The sequence below is a fragment of the Dapis hubbardiae BLCC-M172 genome (assembly GCF_050016015.1).
In the GTDB taxonomy this organism is placed as follows: domain Bacteria; phylum Cyanobacteriota; class Cyanobacteriia; order Cyanobacteriales; family Microcoleaceae; genus Trichodesmium.
Genome location: NZ_JBNHEQ010000137.1, coordinates 1 through 18,648, shown reverse-complemented (window position 1 = coordinate 18,648; position 18,648 = coordinate 1). Strand labels below are relative to the sequence as shown.

At 38.1% G+C, this 18,648-nt stretch carries 13 protein-coding genes; 7 read left to right on the top strand and 6 right to left on the bottom strand.

Annotation, left to right across the window (positions count from 1 at the left end):
• Positions 1-367 precede the first annotated feature (367 nt).
• Positions 368-1,387: a tetratricopeptide repeat protein gene (locus ACP6PK_RS12115; RefSeq protein ID WP_426559812.1), complete on the top strand. Its 1,020-nt coding sequence runs from the start codon at positions 368-370 to the stop codon at positions 1,385-1,387.
• Positions 1,388-1,805: 418 nt separating this feature from the next.
• Here ACP6PK_RS12115 and ACP6PK_RS12110 read toward each other — a convergent pair whose 3' ends face one another.
• Entirely contained in the window at positions 1,806-2,711 is a 906-nt protein-coding gene (locus tag ACP6PK_RS12110; protein WP_426559811.1) for a phosphodiester glycosidase family protein, read from the bottom strand.
• A gap of 136 nt (positions 2,712-2,847) precedes the next feature.
• A complete protein-coding gene (locus ACP6PK_RS12105; protein ID WP_426559810.1) occupies positions 2,848-3,459 on the bottom strand; it encodes a hypothetical protein in 612 nt (203 codons plus the stop codon).
• A 792-nt stretch (positions 3,460-4,251) separates the two neighbouring features.
• Here ACP6PK_RS12105 and ACP6PK_RS12100 point away from each other — a divergent pair.
• Entirely contained in the window at positions 4,252-4,635 is a 384-nt protein-coding gene (locus ACP6PK_RS12100; protein WP_094673369.1) for a PH domain-containing protein, read from the top strand.
• Between the two features lie 236 nt (positions 4,636-4,871).
• Entirely contained in the window at positions 4,872-5,501 is a 630-nt protein-coding gene (locus ACP6PK_RS12095; RefSeq protein WP_426559809.1) for a Vat family streptogramin A O-acetyltransferase, read from the top strand.
• A gap of 715 nt (positions 5,502-6,216) precedes the next feature.
• Here the strand turns inward: ACP6PK_RS12095 and ACP6PK_RS12090 are convergent.
• The 4 genes from ACP6PK_RS12090 to acs all read right to left on the bottom strand — a co-directional run bounded on the left by ACP6PK_RS12090 (position 6,217) and on the right by acs (position 13,858).
• Entirely contained in the window at positions 6,217-7,539 is a 1,323-nt protein-coding gene (locus tag ACP6PK_RS12090; RefSeq protein WP_426559808.1) for a YcjF family protein, read from the bottom strand.
• Between the two features lie 319 nt (positions 7,540-7,858).
• Positions 7,859-9,961 (bottom strand): lipoxygenase family protein, encoded by a 2,103-nt coding sequence (locus ACP6PK_RS12085; protein ID WP_426559807.1) that lies wholly within the window; start codon positions 9,959-9,961, stop codon positions 7,859-7,861.
• A gap of 921 nt (positions 9,962-10,882) precedes the next feature.
• On the bottom strand, positions 10,883-11,503 hold the full coding sequence (locus tag ACP6PK_RS12080) for a DUF6940 family protein (RefSeq protein WP_094677537.1): 621 nt from the start codon (positions 11,501-11,503) through the stop codon (positions 10,883-10,885).
• 387 nt (positions 11,504-11,890) lie between these two features.
• Complete coding sequence (gene acs / locus ACP6PK_RS12075; protein WP_426559806.1) at positions 11,891-13,858, bottom strand: acetate--CoA ligase; 1,968 nt, start codon at positions 13,856-13,858, stop codon at positions 11,891-11,893.
• 273 nt (positions 13,859-14,131) lie between these two features.
• On the opposite strand from acs, the gene ACP6PK_RS12070 reads away from it, so the two are divergent.
• From ACP6PK_RS12070 to ACP6PK_RS12055, 4 genes are all read left to right on the top strand, one after another.
• Positions 14,132-14,827 carry a hypothetical protein gene (locus tag ACP6PK_RS12070; protein ID WP_426559805.1) on the top strand — a complete coding sequence of 232 codons (696 nt, stop codon included), beginning with the start codon at positions 14,132-14,134 and terminating at the stop codon, positions 14,825-14,827.
• Positions 14,828-15,002: 175 nt separating this feature from the next.
• Positions 15,003-15,215 (top strand): hypothetical protein, encoded by a 213-nt coding sequence (locus ACP6PK_RS12065; RefSeq protein ID WP_094677533.1) that lies wholly within the window; start codon positions 15,003-15,005, stop codon positions 15,213-15,215.
• A gap of 519 nt (positions 15,216-15,734) precedes the next feature.
• Positions 15,735-16,397 carry a vWA domain-containing protein gene (locus ACP6PK_RS12060; RefSeq protein ID WP_426559804.1) on the top strand — a complete coding sequence of 221 codons (663 nt, stop codon included), beginning with the start codon at positions 15,735-15,737 and terminating at the stop codon, positions 16,395-16,397.
• A gap of 474 nt (positions 16,398-16,871) precedes the next feature.
• Positions 16,872-17,636 (top strand): PP2C family serine/threonine-protein phosphatase, encoded by a 765-nt coding sequence (locus ACP6PK_RS12055; RefSeq protein ID WP_426559803.1) that lies wholly within the window; start codon positions 16,872-16,874, stop codon positions 17,634-17,636.
• Positions 17,637-18,648 lie beyond the last annotated feature (1,012 nt).

Genomic DNA, 18,648 nt, shown 5'->3' with positions numbered 1-18,648 from the left:
CATCTCCCCATCTCTCCACACTCCCGTACGGACGCCCTTATGCAACGTCCCTACCTCCACTCCCCTACTCCCCTACTCTCAATCTCTAATTTTAAATAGAACCCCTTCAGGGGTTCTATACAGCTCAAACCCATGATATTGCTTGCTTTACCCTCAATCCAATGGCTTCGGACATAGTGACATTTAATTACATCTGGCGACTTGACATACTCCCGACGCTCCCCTACGGGAGAGCGCGGGACTTGTCGCCGGGGTAGTTAAAGTGTATACTGACTTATCAGGTTATTCAATAAATTTTTTTGTATTCAGGTAAACTATCTACAGCCATAAGCGATAAAAAATATTGATCAAATTGAGAGGAGCAAGCATGGGTAAGAGAAACCCCATTACATTTATTCTAATTATCCTGGCTTTAGGTTACGGCGGTTCAATTGTTTGGTTAAATAATGTACAAAAAAAATCCATAACTATAGCTCAAGGAAAAATAGCCAGTTTAGAAAATATTAACCAAGATTTCAATATTAATAAACTTAGGCTAGCAAGAAATCAATTGCCTGAGGCAATAGCCATTTTAGAACAAACTATTCAATTACCTGGCGTACCCTTACAACCTGTATCCAGAGAAATAGTTAAACTAAATTATCAACTGACGGCAATAGAGAGAAAGCTATATTTAGAAGAATATGGATTTATATATTTAAAGTTAGCAAAAGAGTCCGCAATGGCAGCAGCTTTATTAGTACAAAATCCACCCCATCCTGTTAATACTTGGTATCAAGCACAAGCAAAATGGCAATATGCAATTAATTTATTAGAAAAGATTCCTCAAGAGAGCGGTTCATATTTAGAAGCTAGAGAAAAGTTAAAACTTTATCGGGAAAATTATCAAATAATAACTAAAAGATTTAATTTGGCAAAACAGGCAATTGAAATTAATAACCAGGCTAAACAAAAGATAGAAAAAGAAAATTATTGGGGTGCAATTAAAGACTTAAATAAAGCTATAAATCTCAATCCTGGTCAGAGTGAAACTTACTTAAGTAGGGGAGTTGCTTATTCTCAAGTGGGAATGAGAAGAGCAGCGATCGCCGACTTTAATAAAGCTATCGAAATGAATCCTAAAAATTCTCAAGCTTATTATTATCGAGGCGATGAATATCTACAATTAGGAGAAAAGCAAAACGCATTGCAAGACTTAAATAAATCTATCAAAATTGATGCTAATAATCCTAAGTCTTACTTTAATAGAGGGGTAGTTTATTACTTAATGGGAAATCAAAGTAAAGCAACGGAAAATTTTCAGCAAGCTGCTTTTCTTTTTGGATTAGATGGAGATTTAGAACGTCAAAAAATGGCAGTAGATATGCTAAAAAGATTTCAAGAATAATGTGCTACGGGCATCTTGCCCGCCATCCAATTTATATAGAATCCGGGTAATTAGTTATCGTATCGCGCTCGGAGTCAGGAGTCTTAGGGGCGAAACGCGTTTCGCCCGTAGCCATATTCAATCGACCAAAAAAAGAAAAACAATTCTTTTTAGGCAATTTTCTTCTATATAAGAAGAGGTAATAATTAATAGACATCTGGTGGAAAATAAATAAACCTTTTAGTTATATTAGCTAAAGAAAGAAAAGTCACCAGAAAAAATCATTTTTCCAGCTTTTTTTGTAAAAATATCTTACCTGTTCCCTGTTCCCTGTTCCCTGTTCCCTACTCCTGCAAAAAATCTATATCTTTTTCGGAGAGGTCTAATAATTAATAATTAATTGTTGAAATTATACCTACTCCCTAGACAATGAATTTGCTCAAGGTACAATAGAAAATCCTAAATGATTAGCAATTGAACGTTGACGCATAGGTATAAGAGTATGAACTGGTGAATTTAATAATTTCCCTTGAGAATCAGGTCTTACCACTAAAGTTGTTGAACCTCCACCATCTAAATTTAATGCTTTATCTATACCTAAATTAATCAGAAATTCCTGTAGTTCTGCCATAGTAACACCATCACTATAAAAAGGCTGTTTACCATCAACTAAAACTAACCATAATTTATCGCCTTTTTGATTAATTCCTACTGCTGTCCGTGGATAAGCTCTCTGATTAAAAGGTGAATTTCCAGGCACAGCAATTGCCTGACCATTAGCAATTAAAATTAAATTACCAGAAATAGCTTGAGTAGTTTGAGCTGGACAAATAGAATTATCTGATATTTGAGCATAGTTCTTGAGATTAAAACATAAAGTCGGCCAATTTCTATCAACTATAGAGTAGTCATCACCATTAGATATTGCCCGCCCAACTACATTTACTAAATCCCCACTTTTAGGGTAAAAATCCCAAGGTGTCTTTTCGTAAAATGGGTAGAAAAAATTGGCATTTATTGCTAGCTGTAAATCAAATTCATTGACAAATTCGGAAGTAGTCCGGGCGGAAATTTTCATGTCTGGAGAAGTATAAATTCTGGGCGTTACTAATACTTTCATTCCTGTTGTAGAAAGGTCAATAGTAACAACATGAATCATAATCGGACGGGGTTGAGAAAAAGCAATCCGTTCATATAAAACTCCAGGAAATAATAATAAATTTGTGTTAGTTAGAGGGGGACGAATAAAAGATAATATAGTAAAAATTGTCAGTATTAAAACTAAGAAAAAGACAATGCTGATAGTTAAGAGCGATCGCCATGTGAAAATTCTAGTTCGAGACATTAGATAAAATCCTAATATTTTAATTAATAATGAATAATTAATACATACAGCAAATTCCAGGTTAATGTGGTACAAATAACGGAATAAATATTATATTTTTTGCCTACTCCCTACTCCCTACTCCCTATTCCCTATTTCAACAAATAGGTTGTTTTCCAGGTTTAACAGCATGAATATACTCACTACCAGAATTAGGCCAACCTCTGCGATAAGCTGCTGACTCTGGTTTTCCCCATCCCAACTGCAGCAGCATCTCCAGAAAATTTGATTTTTCCCACTTCAACATATTTGCCCATTCTGTACGTTGGGCGATCGCCTCTATCTCAATTATTTCTATTGGGCGAAATTCTCGACCATGACTTACACTTAAATATAAATCCATCCCTATAGTCACTTGATTCCAAAAATTTAACACAGAAGCTTTTGCTCCCTGCAAAATTTCTAAATCATCCGACAAGGCAATTAACTGTTCATGCACCACAGGAAAACTAATAGTTTTCTCATTAACTGTCACTTGTCGCCACACAATACCAGAGACCAAATATTCCCTTTGGTAGCGATGGATAGCAGCTTTAAAATCTTGATAAGCAGTAAATTTTTGAAACGCCTCTGGTTTGAGAAATTGGTCAACCACTGGGTTTCCAGTACGGGGGGTTGCAGCCAAATTAAGACGATGGCCTTGTATACAAGCTTGGCGTTCTTCAGCTAAGATATTTATTAGCTCGTTAGTGCTGTAGACCTTTGACATAAGGAAATACTATAGTCAGAGTTACATAAAATGTCTTTATTCTGACATATTTTTGGCTTAAGTAAGGGTATTCATACCGTTTCACGGAAGTTAAAAGCCTGAAAGGTTGCGAGGCGACAGCCGTGGCAATCTCAAAGTCAAAAGTCTAAATCAAGATTTGAACAGCTCAAAACTTTGACTATACATTAATTTCAGGAAATTATTTCACATTTAAAGTTTGAAACTATTTGTGACATCTTTAAAGTGAATTGGTATCAAAAAATCTTTTTTCAAAATTATTGCAGCTAAAATAGTAATACCATTTCTCAAAAACTTTTCTACATTTGATTGAGTAGGTTAGTGTAAGGACCTTGCATGCAACGTCCCTACTGGAAAAGTAAAAATCAAGAATAATTAACGTTAACTTACCTAAAATCATCAAAAAAGTTATTCTACTAAAGTAATTACCTAATAACTGAAGTTTTAATTAAATATAGAATTACTTTTGGGAATTAGTATAACACGTCTAGCTTTATGGGTGTGGGTAAGTTAAAATCTGGCACAAACTTAATATGATGCCTAGTGCAGGATAGCGTAAATAACTAACCAGTTACAAAATCCTAAAAGCCTTACTAACCAATACTTTTGACTTTTGAGATTGCCACGGCTGTCGCCTCGCAACCTTTCAGGCTTTTAACTTCCGCGTAGCGCCACTAGGTTTGTTAAAATAGAATAGAGGATAAAAATAATGTTCGGCTCAATGATTTGATAGTCAAGCTTATTAAATATTGATAATATTAAAAGGAGTAAAATATGCGTTTAATTAGTGGTTTGCTCGGCAATGCTTCCGAACTTAATGTTGATTCTAAAAAACTAGATAAGTTATTCAATGAAATTTTAGTAGATGGAGAACAAATTGAAAAAGCTTACCAGATTATTCGGGATATGTTTGTGTTTACTAATAAGCGCTTAATATTGGTAGATAAACAAGGAGTAAGTGGGCATAAAATTGAGTTTCTTTCTATTCCTTATTCAAAAATTACTAAATTTTCTAAAGAAAGTGCAGGGCATTTTGACTTAGATGCAGAATTAAAAATTTGGGTGGGTAGTGAGTCAGAACCAATTAGCCATGAATTTAATCGTTCGGTGAATATTAATGAAGTATATGCGGTACTGAGTAAGTATGTGTTGAAATAAATTATTAGTTTAGCTAAATAATTTGGTTGAGTCAAGAGTTATGCAATGGGTAGGGGCGAATGGCTATTCGCCCCTATTCTTATCTTTAAATACTGAATAACACCGATTCTACTAGATTTAATATCAACTGCTCTTTATTTTTATTATCCAAATTTTTGATTTGAAATTGCTCTCTCAATCAATCTTTTCCTTCCTTCTTCCTTCCTCCTTCTTCCTTCTTCCTTATTTTCAACATTATGAATAACGGTCCTGACCCTAATCTGAAATATCCAATACCTAATCAAACTCGATTAGTTTATTTAAAAAATATTATTAACAATCCTAACATTATTGTGGGAGACTATACCTACTATGATGATTTTGAGAATCCAGAGAATTTTGAGCGGAATGTTCTCTATCATTTTGACTTTATAGGAGATAAATTAATTATTGGTAAATTCTGCTCTATTGCTTCTGATGTAAAATTTATTATGAATGGTGGAAATCATCGGACTGACTGGTTTACAAATTATCCATTTCCTGTGTTTGAAAATGGTTGGGAAAAAGCCATGCCTAACTCTTGGCCATACAAAGGTAATACTATTATTGGTAATGATGTTTGGATTGGTTATGGAGCGACAATTATGCCTGGTATTCAAGTAGGAAATGGAGCGATTATTGCGACAAAATCTGTAGTAACAAAGAATGTTGAACCATACAGTATTGTGGGTGGAAATCCTGCTAAAGAAATTAGGAAAAGATTTAAGGAAGAGATTATTAAAGAGTTGTTGGAAATTAAATGGTGGGATTGGGAAATTGAGAAAATAACTCGGAATTTAGAGGCAATTTGTGGTTCAGATATTAATGCTTTGCGAGAAGCTGTTTGAGTTTGAATTGAAACAATTGTTGCTCCTCTCAGAAAAACATCAATTATATCATGTCGGGTTGAATAGTTATCATTAAAGTCTGTCAAGCAAAAACTTTTTTATCACTGGTTATCTGAAGATGATATTATATTATGTCCGGATAATTAGTGATAAAAAAACGTTCTCCTTTTTATACTTTCTTTTTCCTCTGTTCCCTCCTGACTCCTGACTCCTGACTCCTCCCTTCTTATTTATAGCTATTCAACCGGACATAATATTACTTCTGACTTCTGACTTCCGCTGTAGAGTTGTGGGAGTTTGGAGACCAAACCCCTACAGTTAACTCTCAAACAACATATAGGACTTACGCAAAGACCATCTCTATAGCGTTCAAAACTATAACGTTATAGTTTTTTAAATCTATATGTAGTACCTCTGCGTAATACCATTTCTCAAAAACTTTTCTATATTTGATTGAAGTAGGGGAGTAGGGGAGGTAGGGACGTTGCATAAGGGCGTCCGTACAAACAAGAATAATTAATGCTAAAATTGCTCTTTTCTAACAAAAAAGTAATTAAACTAAGATAATTACTTAATAATTGAAGTTTTATCCAAGTATAGCGTTAATGCATGGGAATTGGTATAAGTCCTGAACATATATAATTTCGCTGCACTATTTATGTATGCAACTTTCATCATTAATTACTTCTAGCTTCTAAATTCTGAATTCTGAATTCTAACTTCTAAACCTCTCTTTCGCCGACTCAAACGCCTCCTGCATCACTCCCTGAATTTTCTCCGGATCTGGCTTTTTCCCTCCCATCAAATCTCCAAAATAAACACAAGCACTTTCACCCAACGCCCAAGTATAAGTTGCTGCCCAAGAAGCAGCAATGGCGCTCCCAAACCCAGGCACAAATTTAATCAACTCTCGCCCCACTGCTTGAGCGACAAAACCCCCACCAATAGCACTAACAACCCCACCTGCTTGAGAAGGAGAAATTGTTTGCCCATACAAATTTCCCAATAAACCTACCATCGACACTTGCAACGCTGTCAAAACTGGCATTGTGGCAAAAGGTAGAGGTACTGCTGCCACCGTAGCTGCCATAATAGTAAATGATAAAATGTAACGCCTCCCAACATCTCGGTAAATATTGCCTAATTGTTTGGTTGCTTCTTCGTCTAATAATTGATAAATTGTTCGTGCCTCTGCTTCCGGTAGCAACTCTGCTAAACTATCTCTAAAAGCTTCTAAACCATAAAATACTGGGTTATAGCCATCCTCTTCCAAGGTGAAATCAAGCAAAACAGAGCTATTATACAATTTGCCAAAATCTGCCTCAATAGCAGCAAAAGCGCGGTTTAGTTCCTCATATTCTGGAGGATATTCGGGATGATCGTCAGTGGGGTTAGGATAAACCTCATGCAAACAAGTTACTGCTAATAAACAAGGAATATTTGGATATTCCGCTCGCAACTGTTGTGCTACCTGTCGTAAAGTATCCGTAGCAAAATCATTAATTTTTACAGTCAAAATCAAAATTCTAGCCCGGTTGCTTTCCTGCTGCAACTCTCCCAAAAGTTCATTAATAATAACCGGAATTTCCTGTTTCACATCCCCCAACCCCACAGTATCCGTAAAAATTAACAATGGCAGATCATCAGAAGGATAAGCATAACGTTGGGTGTGTTGAGTATGAGGGCGAAAACCTTGACCAATTATTTCTGGTGAAACTCCTGTTAAACCTCGTACTATGGAACTTTTACCTGTTTGCGGTTTACCAATTAATATTGCTTCAGTGGTAGGAAGCTCGGCGCGAACTTTTTCTAATATTTCGGCAACTTGAGCTTCATCCACAGTAAACCATTGCATTATTGTTTGTGCTGCCTTATCTACAGGGAAAAGCTTCATTAAACGGTTGCTGGTATCATGCCAAATTCCACCAAGACGATTTTGCCAAGAGTCTGTTTTTGACTCTGTTTTTACATCTTCAGTCGGTTGAGCTGACTGTTCAGAATTAGGTGTTGGGGATTTAACATCATTTGGTTCAGTCATTTCAGTTATCACTTATTATTAAAGCTTGTAGTATTGCTCTAGCCATAAGTAATACCATGTCCGGTTGAACACTGATAATTAAGATACTAAGAGAGTCAGGGAGTAGGAGAAAAATTAAAATATATCCTATCCAAACCAAATATTTTATTTATACCTAATTATCCGAACATGATATAAGATAGATAGGGCTGAAGCCCTACTACAACCAATATTAGACATCTCCAATAATAAAAAATAAAATCAATTATCGGGCTAGATACATCAATTATTTCCCCCTACTACCTACTCCCTCTTTTCTAGAGATGTCTAATATTTACTCCTAAATATTGATACTTTGGGGAATATTCTCTGGGAGCATAAACTCGTAAGGCATCAAACGCTCAGGACTTTGATTCCTTTGATTAATAATAGTCGCTGCTGCATTCAAACTTTCTTTAAATTTCTTCAAAGCCAATTGTAATTCCTGATTTTCCGGGAAAGCAGATGCATAATAATTGCCTAGTTTCGTATGGTTAACTGAACCAAGTAAGTAAAGGGTATTAATTTGTTCTAGAGCTTGACTTAAGGAAGGTAGTCCCTGCATAAAACTTTCCCGATCTTCAGTGCTAGTCGGGGGCATCAGATAACGTGCTAAAGGAAATCCTGGGACATACATCATATAAGTTTTCTGGGAAAAATTAACTGCCGCGTGTTGCGCACTACCGATAAAAATAATTGTAGAGACCGCTTTAACTAAATAATCTCGGGTTTTAATTTGTCCCTGACTATCTTCTCCAAAATTTTCTACTCGTCCTCCGTCTAAGGAAACCAAATTAGCTCCCCAATCTTGTAAGTCCTTATCCGCTACAATGACATCATCACTGGTATAGTAGATAGACAAATAATCATTAACCCAGTTATAAATAGCATCCCAAATTAATTGACCGTCATCTCGATAAGGATAGATAGGTAAAGTATCAGAATTATTAACTCCACGATCGACTAAGGTTTGGGGAAAATTAATAGCATTAAAATTAAATAAATAACTCTGAGATCCTTTTGCACTCAAAGATTGATCGGCTCCGATATTGCTAGCTAAAAGTGAATCTACTGCTTCTCCAGGAGCAACTAAAAGAGAGTGGGCACCGTAATTAATCAAAACAGTTCCCTCGAAATGGGGAGTCAGCAGATTTCTCAAAGGATGATTTTCTGGCAAATTGTAGGTCGGTACAATAAAAGGTTCAACTACTAAATGAGTTCGACCTAAATGGGAAATCAATTCGTGATAATTAGAATCAGCCATTTGTACAATATTTTTGGCACTCATCCAAGGTTCATCAGCATCTAGTGGTGTAAACAACACCCACTCCTCACTAATAGTAGTCTTTTGATAGCTAATAGCTACTGGAAATAAGGAACGAGAAGAAGACCCCTGTGGAGGAACCGCAAACAAGGCAATTGGAGCCGAAATATACTTTTGTTGGACAAGATCCTCGTTGATGTAATTGCCGTTGGGTAGACTCTCTAGTATTTTATAATCAGAAGCATAAAGTCGTCCCTCTGCCAAAGCATTAGATAAAGAATCTGTTACTCCAAATTTTTCAGCGATCGCTTTATACTTTTCTTCAGTAACTGGTAAACGAGAATCCATTTGGGTAAATTGCTTTACTACCAGAGGATTTGGTCCAGCAACTTGTAAATAGGCAAAAATCAGGTCTTGGGTAAAACTATTAGAAATAGCAGGCTTTTCAATAACTTGGTACAACTTATTGTAATCATCAAGAGTAAGTGGTTCTGATACCTCTACCTCTGTATTTTTTTCCTCAACTATTTCCGCTATCTTCGCAACGAACTTCACGATATTTTCTAGACGCTCAATAATAGACAACTCATCGAAAACAAGTGATTTTTCCCGTTTCTTACTTCCAAATAATTGACTAATTGTATTATCAATTTCTCGAAAATGTCCGTGTACGACTCCCTCAAATATGCTTTCCTTCTCCTTCAGATCGGGGGAAATTTTGTGTAAAGTTGCTTCTAGTTTTTCAATTAAAGCTTGAAGACTTTTTTGAGTTTTTGGTTGACTAATATCACTGTCAAGAGATTCTACCTCTTTAGTGAGTTCAGCCCAATCATTTTGATATAGGTCTAAAGAATTATCCTTTTTATAAAGATAGCCATTAACAACAATTGTAATGAGATAATATACCACCTTAACTATCCAGGTAATACTTGGAAAAGCCCCCTTTGGTAAATTGGGAAAAGAGATTCCTAAAGTATTTTCTATTAGCTTATTTTCAGGGACATCAGTAATTGCCAACGGCTGTAGATAACTATAGTTATATTTATAAGCTTTATCTGGAAACAAAAGCGCTTGACGTAAACGGAGCAAAAAGATAGCTAGTTTAATTGGGGATAGGGAACTTTTACGTTCAATAAGCATTTTTGACACCTCAGTTTTTATTGTTTATAGTTGCGTCAGATGGGACGAAAAATAACTTTAACCCAAAGTGAAGTTAATTCATCCTAATCAACTTTATTAGAGTTGTGGTAAGAAGTCAATACTCAGATATTGCACTATAGAAGCCCTAAGCGTATCTTGGGCTTTGTTGGGAGTTTTTGGCTCAGTCCTCAGTCCTCGTAGGGGCGTTTCATGTCGCTCCGCGAAACGGCCGTTAGCTTCGCATAACTATCGTTAACGCCCGTACAGAAGTCAGGAGATTAAGAAATACTCAGAGGGGAAAAAGGTAGAATAAGCGGCTCCCATCTCCCCACCCGGACCACACTTCCCATCCCCATCATGTATAAAAAAATAAATACCTTCAGGGGTCCTATACCTCTCCATAAAAGAGGGAACAGGGAATAGGCAGAAGTAATTAATAGTTTATGGATAAGAATTGATTTCATTTTTGATTTTTGGAGATGTCTACTAAAAAAAAGTTGGTAATCCTTATTCTTAGAATATTCTCAGCAAAAACTTGTTTAGGACTACCAGTTTTTGACCTTAGTAATCCTTGTATAGGCGTTGGTAAATGATTGTATGATTTTTAGTAGTCGTAGGGGCGAATGGCCATTCGCCCCTACAGGAGTCAGTAGTTAACTAGCTATTAGCTTTTCCTTAGGTCATGCTGCGCTTGCCAGCATTTAGCTGGAGCGCTAAAATCCGAGGGTTTAAGTCCCCCACAAGAGCTTGAAAAATTAGTGGTGCCCTTTGCATGGGGGTCATAAGACGCGGAGCGGCAACTCTAGAGTATCCCCCATTATACACAGTGAAAAGCTAATAGCTGACTGCTGACCGCTGACTGCTACTTCAAAACAGTTTTTTTCCTTACTATTAATCTAATGCCCATACAAATTTCATACCTTATTTCACCAATACCTCCTTGTACAAATTGTATCGGTAGTATTTAGGTCGAGAATCTAATCTTACATGAAGCCAAGCTACTCCCCCACCTGCCGTACTAACCCAAAGTGGGTTATCTGAAATCTGTTGTTGCACAGTTTCTCCGACAATTCGCCACAATGTTTGTTTCTGCTTGTCAGGGACATTGCGAATAAAGACTGCTAAATGGGAATAAGCTGAAAACCCAGTTCCTCCAGGGGAAGCATTTGAATCTATTGGAGATGGAACCACAAGTATTGCATCTTTGCCTAAATTCTCAAATACCACAATTCCATTATTTACATCATCAGTTGCGAAATAATTCGCAAATGTCATTTTGTCTGGGTTCCGTGCCAACCCTGGAGAATTAAGCAGCACAAATTCAAATTGACGCTTGACAGTATCTTTTGTAATGGGAGGTGTCTCCCAGCGATATGCTGAAAAGGGCGACTCAGATAAAAGTGAGATAAAGAAGGAGCAGAAGTCTGAGTCAGACTGCCATAAATTTAAAACCTCAGTGTATGGTATCGGTTTACCATTGTAAGTAACTGTGTATTTATGAACACGACCTTCGTTCAGAATTTCATGGGTAGCATCAAACATTAGAGTAGGGAGTAGGGAGTAGGGAGTAGGGAGTAGGGTGCATTAGGCGCTTACTACAGACTACGGTTAACTGTCAAAAATTACATTGCGCCGTAATGCACCTAAACATTTGGGATAGGTGGTGCGTTATATCATGTCCGGATAATCAGTTATAAAAAAGTTTTTGTTTGTAGTTTTGCTCTAGCCCGAACTATAAATAGGGCTAGAGCAATTCTACGAACTATTCAACTGATTAAAGCACCCTACTGGAGTGTCAAACATTACATTGGGCCGTAACGCACCGAAACATTTAGGATAGGCGGTGCGTTACATTTCATTAACGCACCCTACTAGACTATTGGTCAGAAATTACTATTTACTGGACCAGAGATTACTTCTGACTTCTAACTACGCACCACCCCGTAACTTATCCAACACACTCCGGTCTTGCAAAGTCGAAGTATCCCCGGCAATTTCCTGACCAGCTGCTAGAGAACGCAACAAGCGTCGTATAATCTTACCAGAGCGAGTCTTTGGTAAATCCTCAGTAAACCGAATCTCAGCAGGTCGAGCGATCGCTCCTATCTCCTGTACAACGTGCTGCTTCAACTCCTTCTCCAAAGCTGCATCAGGTTCCCGTTCCCCTTCCAAAGTCACAAAAGCCACAATCTCTTCACCCTTAATCTCATCAGGTTTACCAACAACTGCAGCTTCTGCCACAGAAGGGTGAGACACCAATGCCGACTCAACTTCCATAGTACCCAAACGGTGACCAGACACATTCATCACATCATCAACACGACCCATCACCCAAAAATAACCATCCTCGTCTTTGCGGGCACCATCACCAGCAAAATAAAGATACTGACCATTTTTTGGACTCAGATACTCCCAATAAGTACGACGGAAGCGATCGTCATCACCATAGACAGTCCGCATCATTCCAGGCCAAGGTTGCTTAACCACCAAATAACCCCCACTGCTACCATCAACTGATTCACCTTCCTGGTTGACAATATCAGCAATAATGCCAGGGAAAGGGAAAGTTGCCGAACCTGGTTTAGTCGAAGTAGCACCAGGTAAAGGAGTAATCATAAATCCACCAGTTTCAGTTTGCCACCAAGTATCAACTATTGGACACTTACTGTCACCAATCACGCGATGGTACCACATCCAAGCTTCTGGGTTAATTGGTTCTCCTACTGTTCCTAACAAACGTAGAGAAGTTAGATTTCTGGAGTTGGGATGTTCTTCTCCCATTTTCATTAATGCTCGGATAGCAGTAGGAGCGGTGTAAAAGATAGTAACGCCATATTTTTCTACTACATCCCACAGACAACCAGGATTAGATGCTCTGGGTGCGCCTTCATACATGAGGCTAGTGGCACCGTTAGATAGAGGACCATAAACAATATAACTGTGACCTGTAATCCAACCTACGTCAGCAGTACACCAATATACATCCGTGTCTTGGAGGTCAAATGCCCATTTATTGGTAACGTGGGTGTAAAGATTATAACCGCCTGTAGTGTGTACCACTCCTTTGGGTTTGCCTGTTGTGCCACTTGTGTAAAGGATGAATAGCATATCTTCACTATCCATCGGTTCGGCTGGACATTCCCCAGAAGCACCTTTTTGCAGGTCATGCCACCAATGGTCTCGCCCAGACTCCATGTGAATTTCTTGGGCAGTACGTTTAACGACTAGGACATTTTCAACGGTAGGGGCACCTGCTGTTAGTGCCTTGTCTACTTGCTCTTTGAGAGGAACAATGGCATCTTTGCGCCAACCTCCATCAGCAGTGACGACTAATTTGGCCGAAGCATCGACCAGGCGGTTTTTTAAGGCATCAGCACTGAATCCACCAAAGACAACTGTATGGGGTGCGCCAATTCTGGCACAGGCTAACATGGCGATCGCTGCTTCAGGAATCATGGGCATATAAATACCGACGCGATCGCCTTTTTGGACTCCCAATTGTTTAAATACATTTGCCATCTGGCAAACTTCCCGATGCAGTTGGGCGTAGGTGAGGGTGCGAGAGTCTCCTGGTTCCCCTTCCCATATTAGGGCTGCTTTATTCCGTCGCCAAGTGGTTAGATGACGGTCTAGACAGTTATAGGAAATGTTAATTTTGCCATTAACAAACCATTTCGCAAAAGGTGGTTGCCAGTCGAGAACTTTGTCCCATTTTTGGAACCAGTCTAATTCTGTTTCAGCTAGTTCTGCCCAAAATCCTTCTGGGTCAGTTCTTGCTTTTTCGTAGAGTTCTTTGTATTGGTCTATACTTTTAATATGGGCTGCTTGGGAAAATTGTTCCGGTGGTTGGAAAAGACGTTTTTCTTCTAGGATTGATTCGATAGTTGATTCTGACATTTGTTTTCTGTATTTATAGTTACTACTAATAATTATTGTGAACCTAAAATAAACATAAGAATCTTTATTTTTTTTAAGCTAGCTTTAAGATTTATCAGGCTAATTTTGCCCTCTTTGCATACCACTTAAAGGTAAATTAGTCAATAGATTTTCATCTATAAAATATTCTCTAGTAATTAATCCCTAATAATGACAATCAAACGCTACAATATAAGTTATGATATAAAACGTTTTTAAAGATTCAGTAAGATGGGTCTTATGCTAGGAGGGTGATTGCAAGCAAGAGAAATCGAGCCTAAGCTAAAACAACTTAGCCGTCTTGCCTGGTCAATCGAACCTGCGTTAGCCCAGAGGTTAGATGAAGTCAGGCGCTGGATTAAGGATATTAGACCAGGGTTACTGACGCAGAAAGGTGTCTTAGTTGGGTTTTTGTTAGAATTAATTAAGGATGGAGAATTTTGGTTAAAATTACAATCTTTAACAAATGAAGAAAGACAATTATTTTTGCAGCACCTTCCATCCCCAGTTATATACTGGTACGAAAATCTTTTTCCAAAATGGTTTAATGAAAATGATCATAAATTTTATATATGGAAACAAAAGTTAAGATCGGGAGAGTTTAATCAAGAAGATGCTGAACTAATAGAATCTGTCGCTCGTCAGATTAAAAGTCGTGATGGTTGTGTTGTACATCGTTATATTGCAGATTTGTCTATGGCAACAGATGTCATTGTGAGTAGTAGCACAGGTAAGCCTCTCTGTGTTCAACTCACTACTATGTCCGGTGAACTTTGTAACGATAAGTATAAAGAATGGAAAGATACATTAAAGCAATGGCAAATTAGACGGGGTATTTTTGTTAGTTATAATCCCGGTCAGGATAGTTCTGTTATTAAATTAGTAAATCTTGTTCTGCATAATAGCAAACATTTAAAGGAGGCTAAATACATTAAATTTTGTTTTAGATAGAAATTCGATCGATTTCTATGAAATCTAGGACTTATAGATATCAATCAAGAAACCGGGTTGTTGACCCTGATTATTTGATATTATACGAACTTTCGTCGAGAAACCTGGTTTCTGCCTAAGTTCTTAAATCTTGATTTGTGAATAAAACTATACATTTTAACAGTAGGCAGCATATATGGTAACAACTAGCACAACTCTGTCAGATAAAGAACGTTTAGAAAAAGTTTGGCAAGCTTTCCAAGCCGCCCAACAGTTACAAGAAGACCGACTAGCTTGGGGTATTAATCATGTCAACCTATATGTCGAAAATGTTGATGGAGATTGGCTGGAAAACTGGGGTGAAGAGGAGGAAGAGGAATTGACTGAAAAGTTAGCGATCAATTCATAAGGTAAAATTTAAGTCAAAAGTCAAAAATAAAAAGTCAAAAACCATAAAGAGACTGTGACCATGACTGAAGTCTAAATTAGCGTTTATTTAACGAAGTCAGAAGTCAGAAGTTTTTTTCTAACGGGGATGTGTAAGCAACCCTCAATTTCTCCTGAAAAGGCGGAGTTTTAGACCCAATTATTTTGATATGATAAACGATCGCCTTCATTATATTTAAGTACATACAGCGGATTTCATCTTAATGTAGTACATCCGCTGTAAATAGACATCCCCAATAATCAAAAATCAAATCAATTATTTCCACCTACTCCCTACTCCCTCTTTTCTGGAGATGTCTAATAGATACCAAATGGGTTATATAAACCGTTTTAGATATTAGATTGAGCTAAAAGTGCCTTATGATGTACTATGTCAATTGATATTATTCGTCTTTTATCCAAATCTGTTGGAACAATAGACTTGAAAATTAGAGACAAGAAAACGAAGATAAGAAACTAACATAAGGCTAACAAAATTAACATGAGACTTGATGAAGCAGTAGAATTTGCAGAAAATCCTGAACCTCGTTGCCCCTGTGTGCTATTGTTGGACACCTCCGCATCAATGACAGGCACACCTATTCAAGCTTTAAATGATGGCTTAGAAACTTTTCGAGATAATTTAATTACTGATGACTTAGCCAAAAAACGAGTAGAGGTTGCCATTATTTCCTTTGACAATCAAGTGAAAATTGTCCAAGAATTTATCACTGCTGACCAATTTGAAAACCCAGTATTGACTGCTCAAGGACAAACTTATATGGGCACTGCCATTCACAAAGCTCTAGATATGATTGCCACCCGGAAGTCAGAATATCGGAATAATGGTATAACTTATTACCGACCTTGGGTATTTTTGATTACTGATGGGGAACCTCAAGGAGAATCAGAAAAAGTGGTCAAGGAAGCAGGCGATCGCATACAGCAAGAAGAAGATAACAAGCACGTTGCCTTTTTTGCGGTTGGTGTGGAAGGAGCAAATATGGATAAGTTGGGGGAAATAGTTCAGAGGACGCCCTTAAAACTGAGAGGACTTGATTTTCGGGAAATGTTTATCTGGTTATCTGCTAGTATGCAGCAAGTTTCCCATTCTAAAGTTGACGAACAAGTAGCACTACCTCCTCCTGGATGGGGAGCAGTTTAATGATGGAAGGAAGAAGGAAGAAAGAAGAAGTTATATAAACAAGAATTGCGCACCCAAACAAGAAACCGGGTTTATTGCCCTGATTATTTCAAATCACGAAATTTCCTTGATCAACCCGGTTTCTGCGTAAGTTCTAACAAATTAACACCTTAGCTATCAGCTTTTTTATTTGATCGGGACTTACGCAACATAACAAAATATACACCATCTGTAGGGGCGAATGGCATTCGCCCCAATACAAATAGCGTGTTGTTTAACAATTTGCGTAAGTCCTGTTGATTTTCCTCTTGCTGTCTCCTTTGAGTGAGTTGGTTACTATAGTTGAAACTGATAATTACAGGACTTACGCACCCAAACAAGAAACCGGGTTTATTACCCTGATTATTTTTCAAGTCACTGCGTCGATCAACCCGGTTTCTGCGTAAGTCCTAAGTTAGTGCAGTGAAGAAGGAAAAGTTAGTAAATTATTAGGTTATGTCAATAGAAGCACAAAGTCAGTGGCGAGTGGTGTCGGTATCGGTTGCAGGTACAAGTCATGAGAAACGAGGAAAACCATGTCAAGATGCACATCATTGGCAGATTTTGCCAGAGGGAATTTTAGTTGCTGCTGTTGCTGATGGTGCAGGTTCGGCAAATTTGGGAGATGTTGGTGCTAAAATAGCTGTTGATGTTGCAGTAGAAACTATTTCTCAACAAAAACTGTTGCCAAAAGATAATATTGGTTGGCAGTTTTTGTTGGTTGATGCTTTGAGGGCAGCGAAAAATGCTGTTTTGTCTGAGTCTCAGGTGAGAGAGGTTGAGGCGCGGGAGTTAGCTGCAACTTTGATTTTGGTAGTGGCAACACCAGAATTAGCTATTGCTGCTCAAGTGGGTGACGGTGCAGCGGTGGTGGGAGATGGAGAGGAGAATATTTTTCCAGTGACAACACCCCAAACTGGAGAACATATTAATGAGACAACTTTTTTGATTTCGGAGCAAGGTGTGGAGACTGCTCAGGTAAAAGTCTGGTTAGGAAAACCTGTTCATTTGGCAATTTTTTCGGATGGGTTGCAAATGTTGGCTTTGAAAATGCCAATGGGGTTGCCTCATAGTCCGTTTTTTTTGCCGTTGTTTAAGTTTATGACGGTGGTTACTGATGAGGAAGAGGCAACTAAGCAGTTGGAGGAATTTTTGCGATCGCCAAAGGTGACAGGAAGAACTGATGATGATTTGACTTTGTTATTGGCACGGTATGGTTGAATTTAGAATTTAGAATTTAGAATTTATCGCAGTTTGGGACTCTATGAGAGAGTGTCCGCTCGTATCGGAGGGTGTAAACCCCAGGGTTAATAACTACAGGAAATTGGTAGTGCGTCAAGGAAGTTTGGGAAGTTTGGGAAGTTTGGGGAGGGTGGGAAGTAGGAGAAATAATTGTAGCTGTATCTTTTTGGGAAGTGTCTGCCTTTCGTGCAAACTTTTTAGTCTCAAAGGCTAAAAAATTTGCACTTTTTTCGCGACCATGTGGGCGCTCAACCGTTATATATCAGTGCTTTTAGATTATATTGGCCAGCTCTACGCGACTTATCCCACACTTTACTGATGCACAACCAGGAAATTTAAGTTTTTTCTGGCTCTTAAACCTTCTGTTGTAGGTAATTACAGCCTTCTTCCTTCTTCCTTACCAAAAAATGAAGTCCAAAGCCTCCCCTTGGATAGCAGGGCTGTTTCATTCTTGGTTAAGGTAGAGGGGGAGCGGGGGAGCAGGGAGCAGGGGAGAATTTTTCACCATTTACACGCTAATTTTCCCCAAAGAATATCGAGCAATAATTTTGGTGAAGAAATGGATTTTTCAGAAATTTCGTTGATTTGACCAAGATGTGAGCAGGGAGCTTTTCCCTACCTCCAACACTAAAAATAGTCAGTTTTTCGTAACTTTTCCCCAAATTTTTATCGACGTGTCCCCAATTCTCATAAATAATCGATTATTTATTTGACGCCTGAAACAGCCCTGCCCTTGGATAGGGGATGAAAAAATATTTAACTCAGTATTTCAAGCCTCCGACTAAGGTCTGAGGTTCACTGATAACTGTTTAGCGTTCCGCACAACTTTCCTATCGGAATGCTACGCAAACGTTAACGCTGCGCGACATGGAAAGCGGAGCAGTCCGTCAGGATAAAGCGCAGCTCCTCCGCAGGAGGCTAACTGAAATGACCCTTATATCATGTCCGGATGTAATGGTATAAATAAAATATTTGGCGATCGAGAGGATAT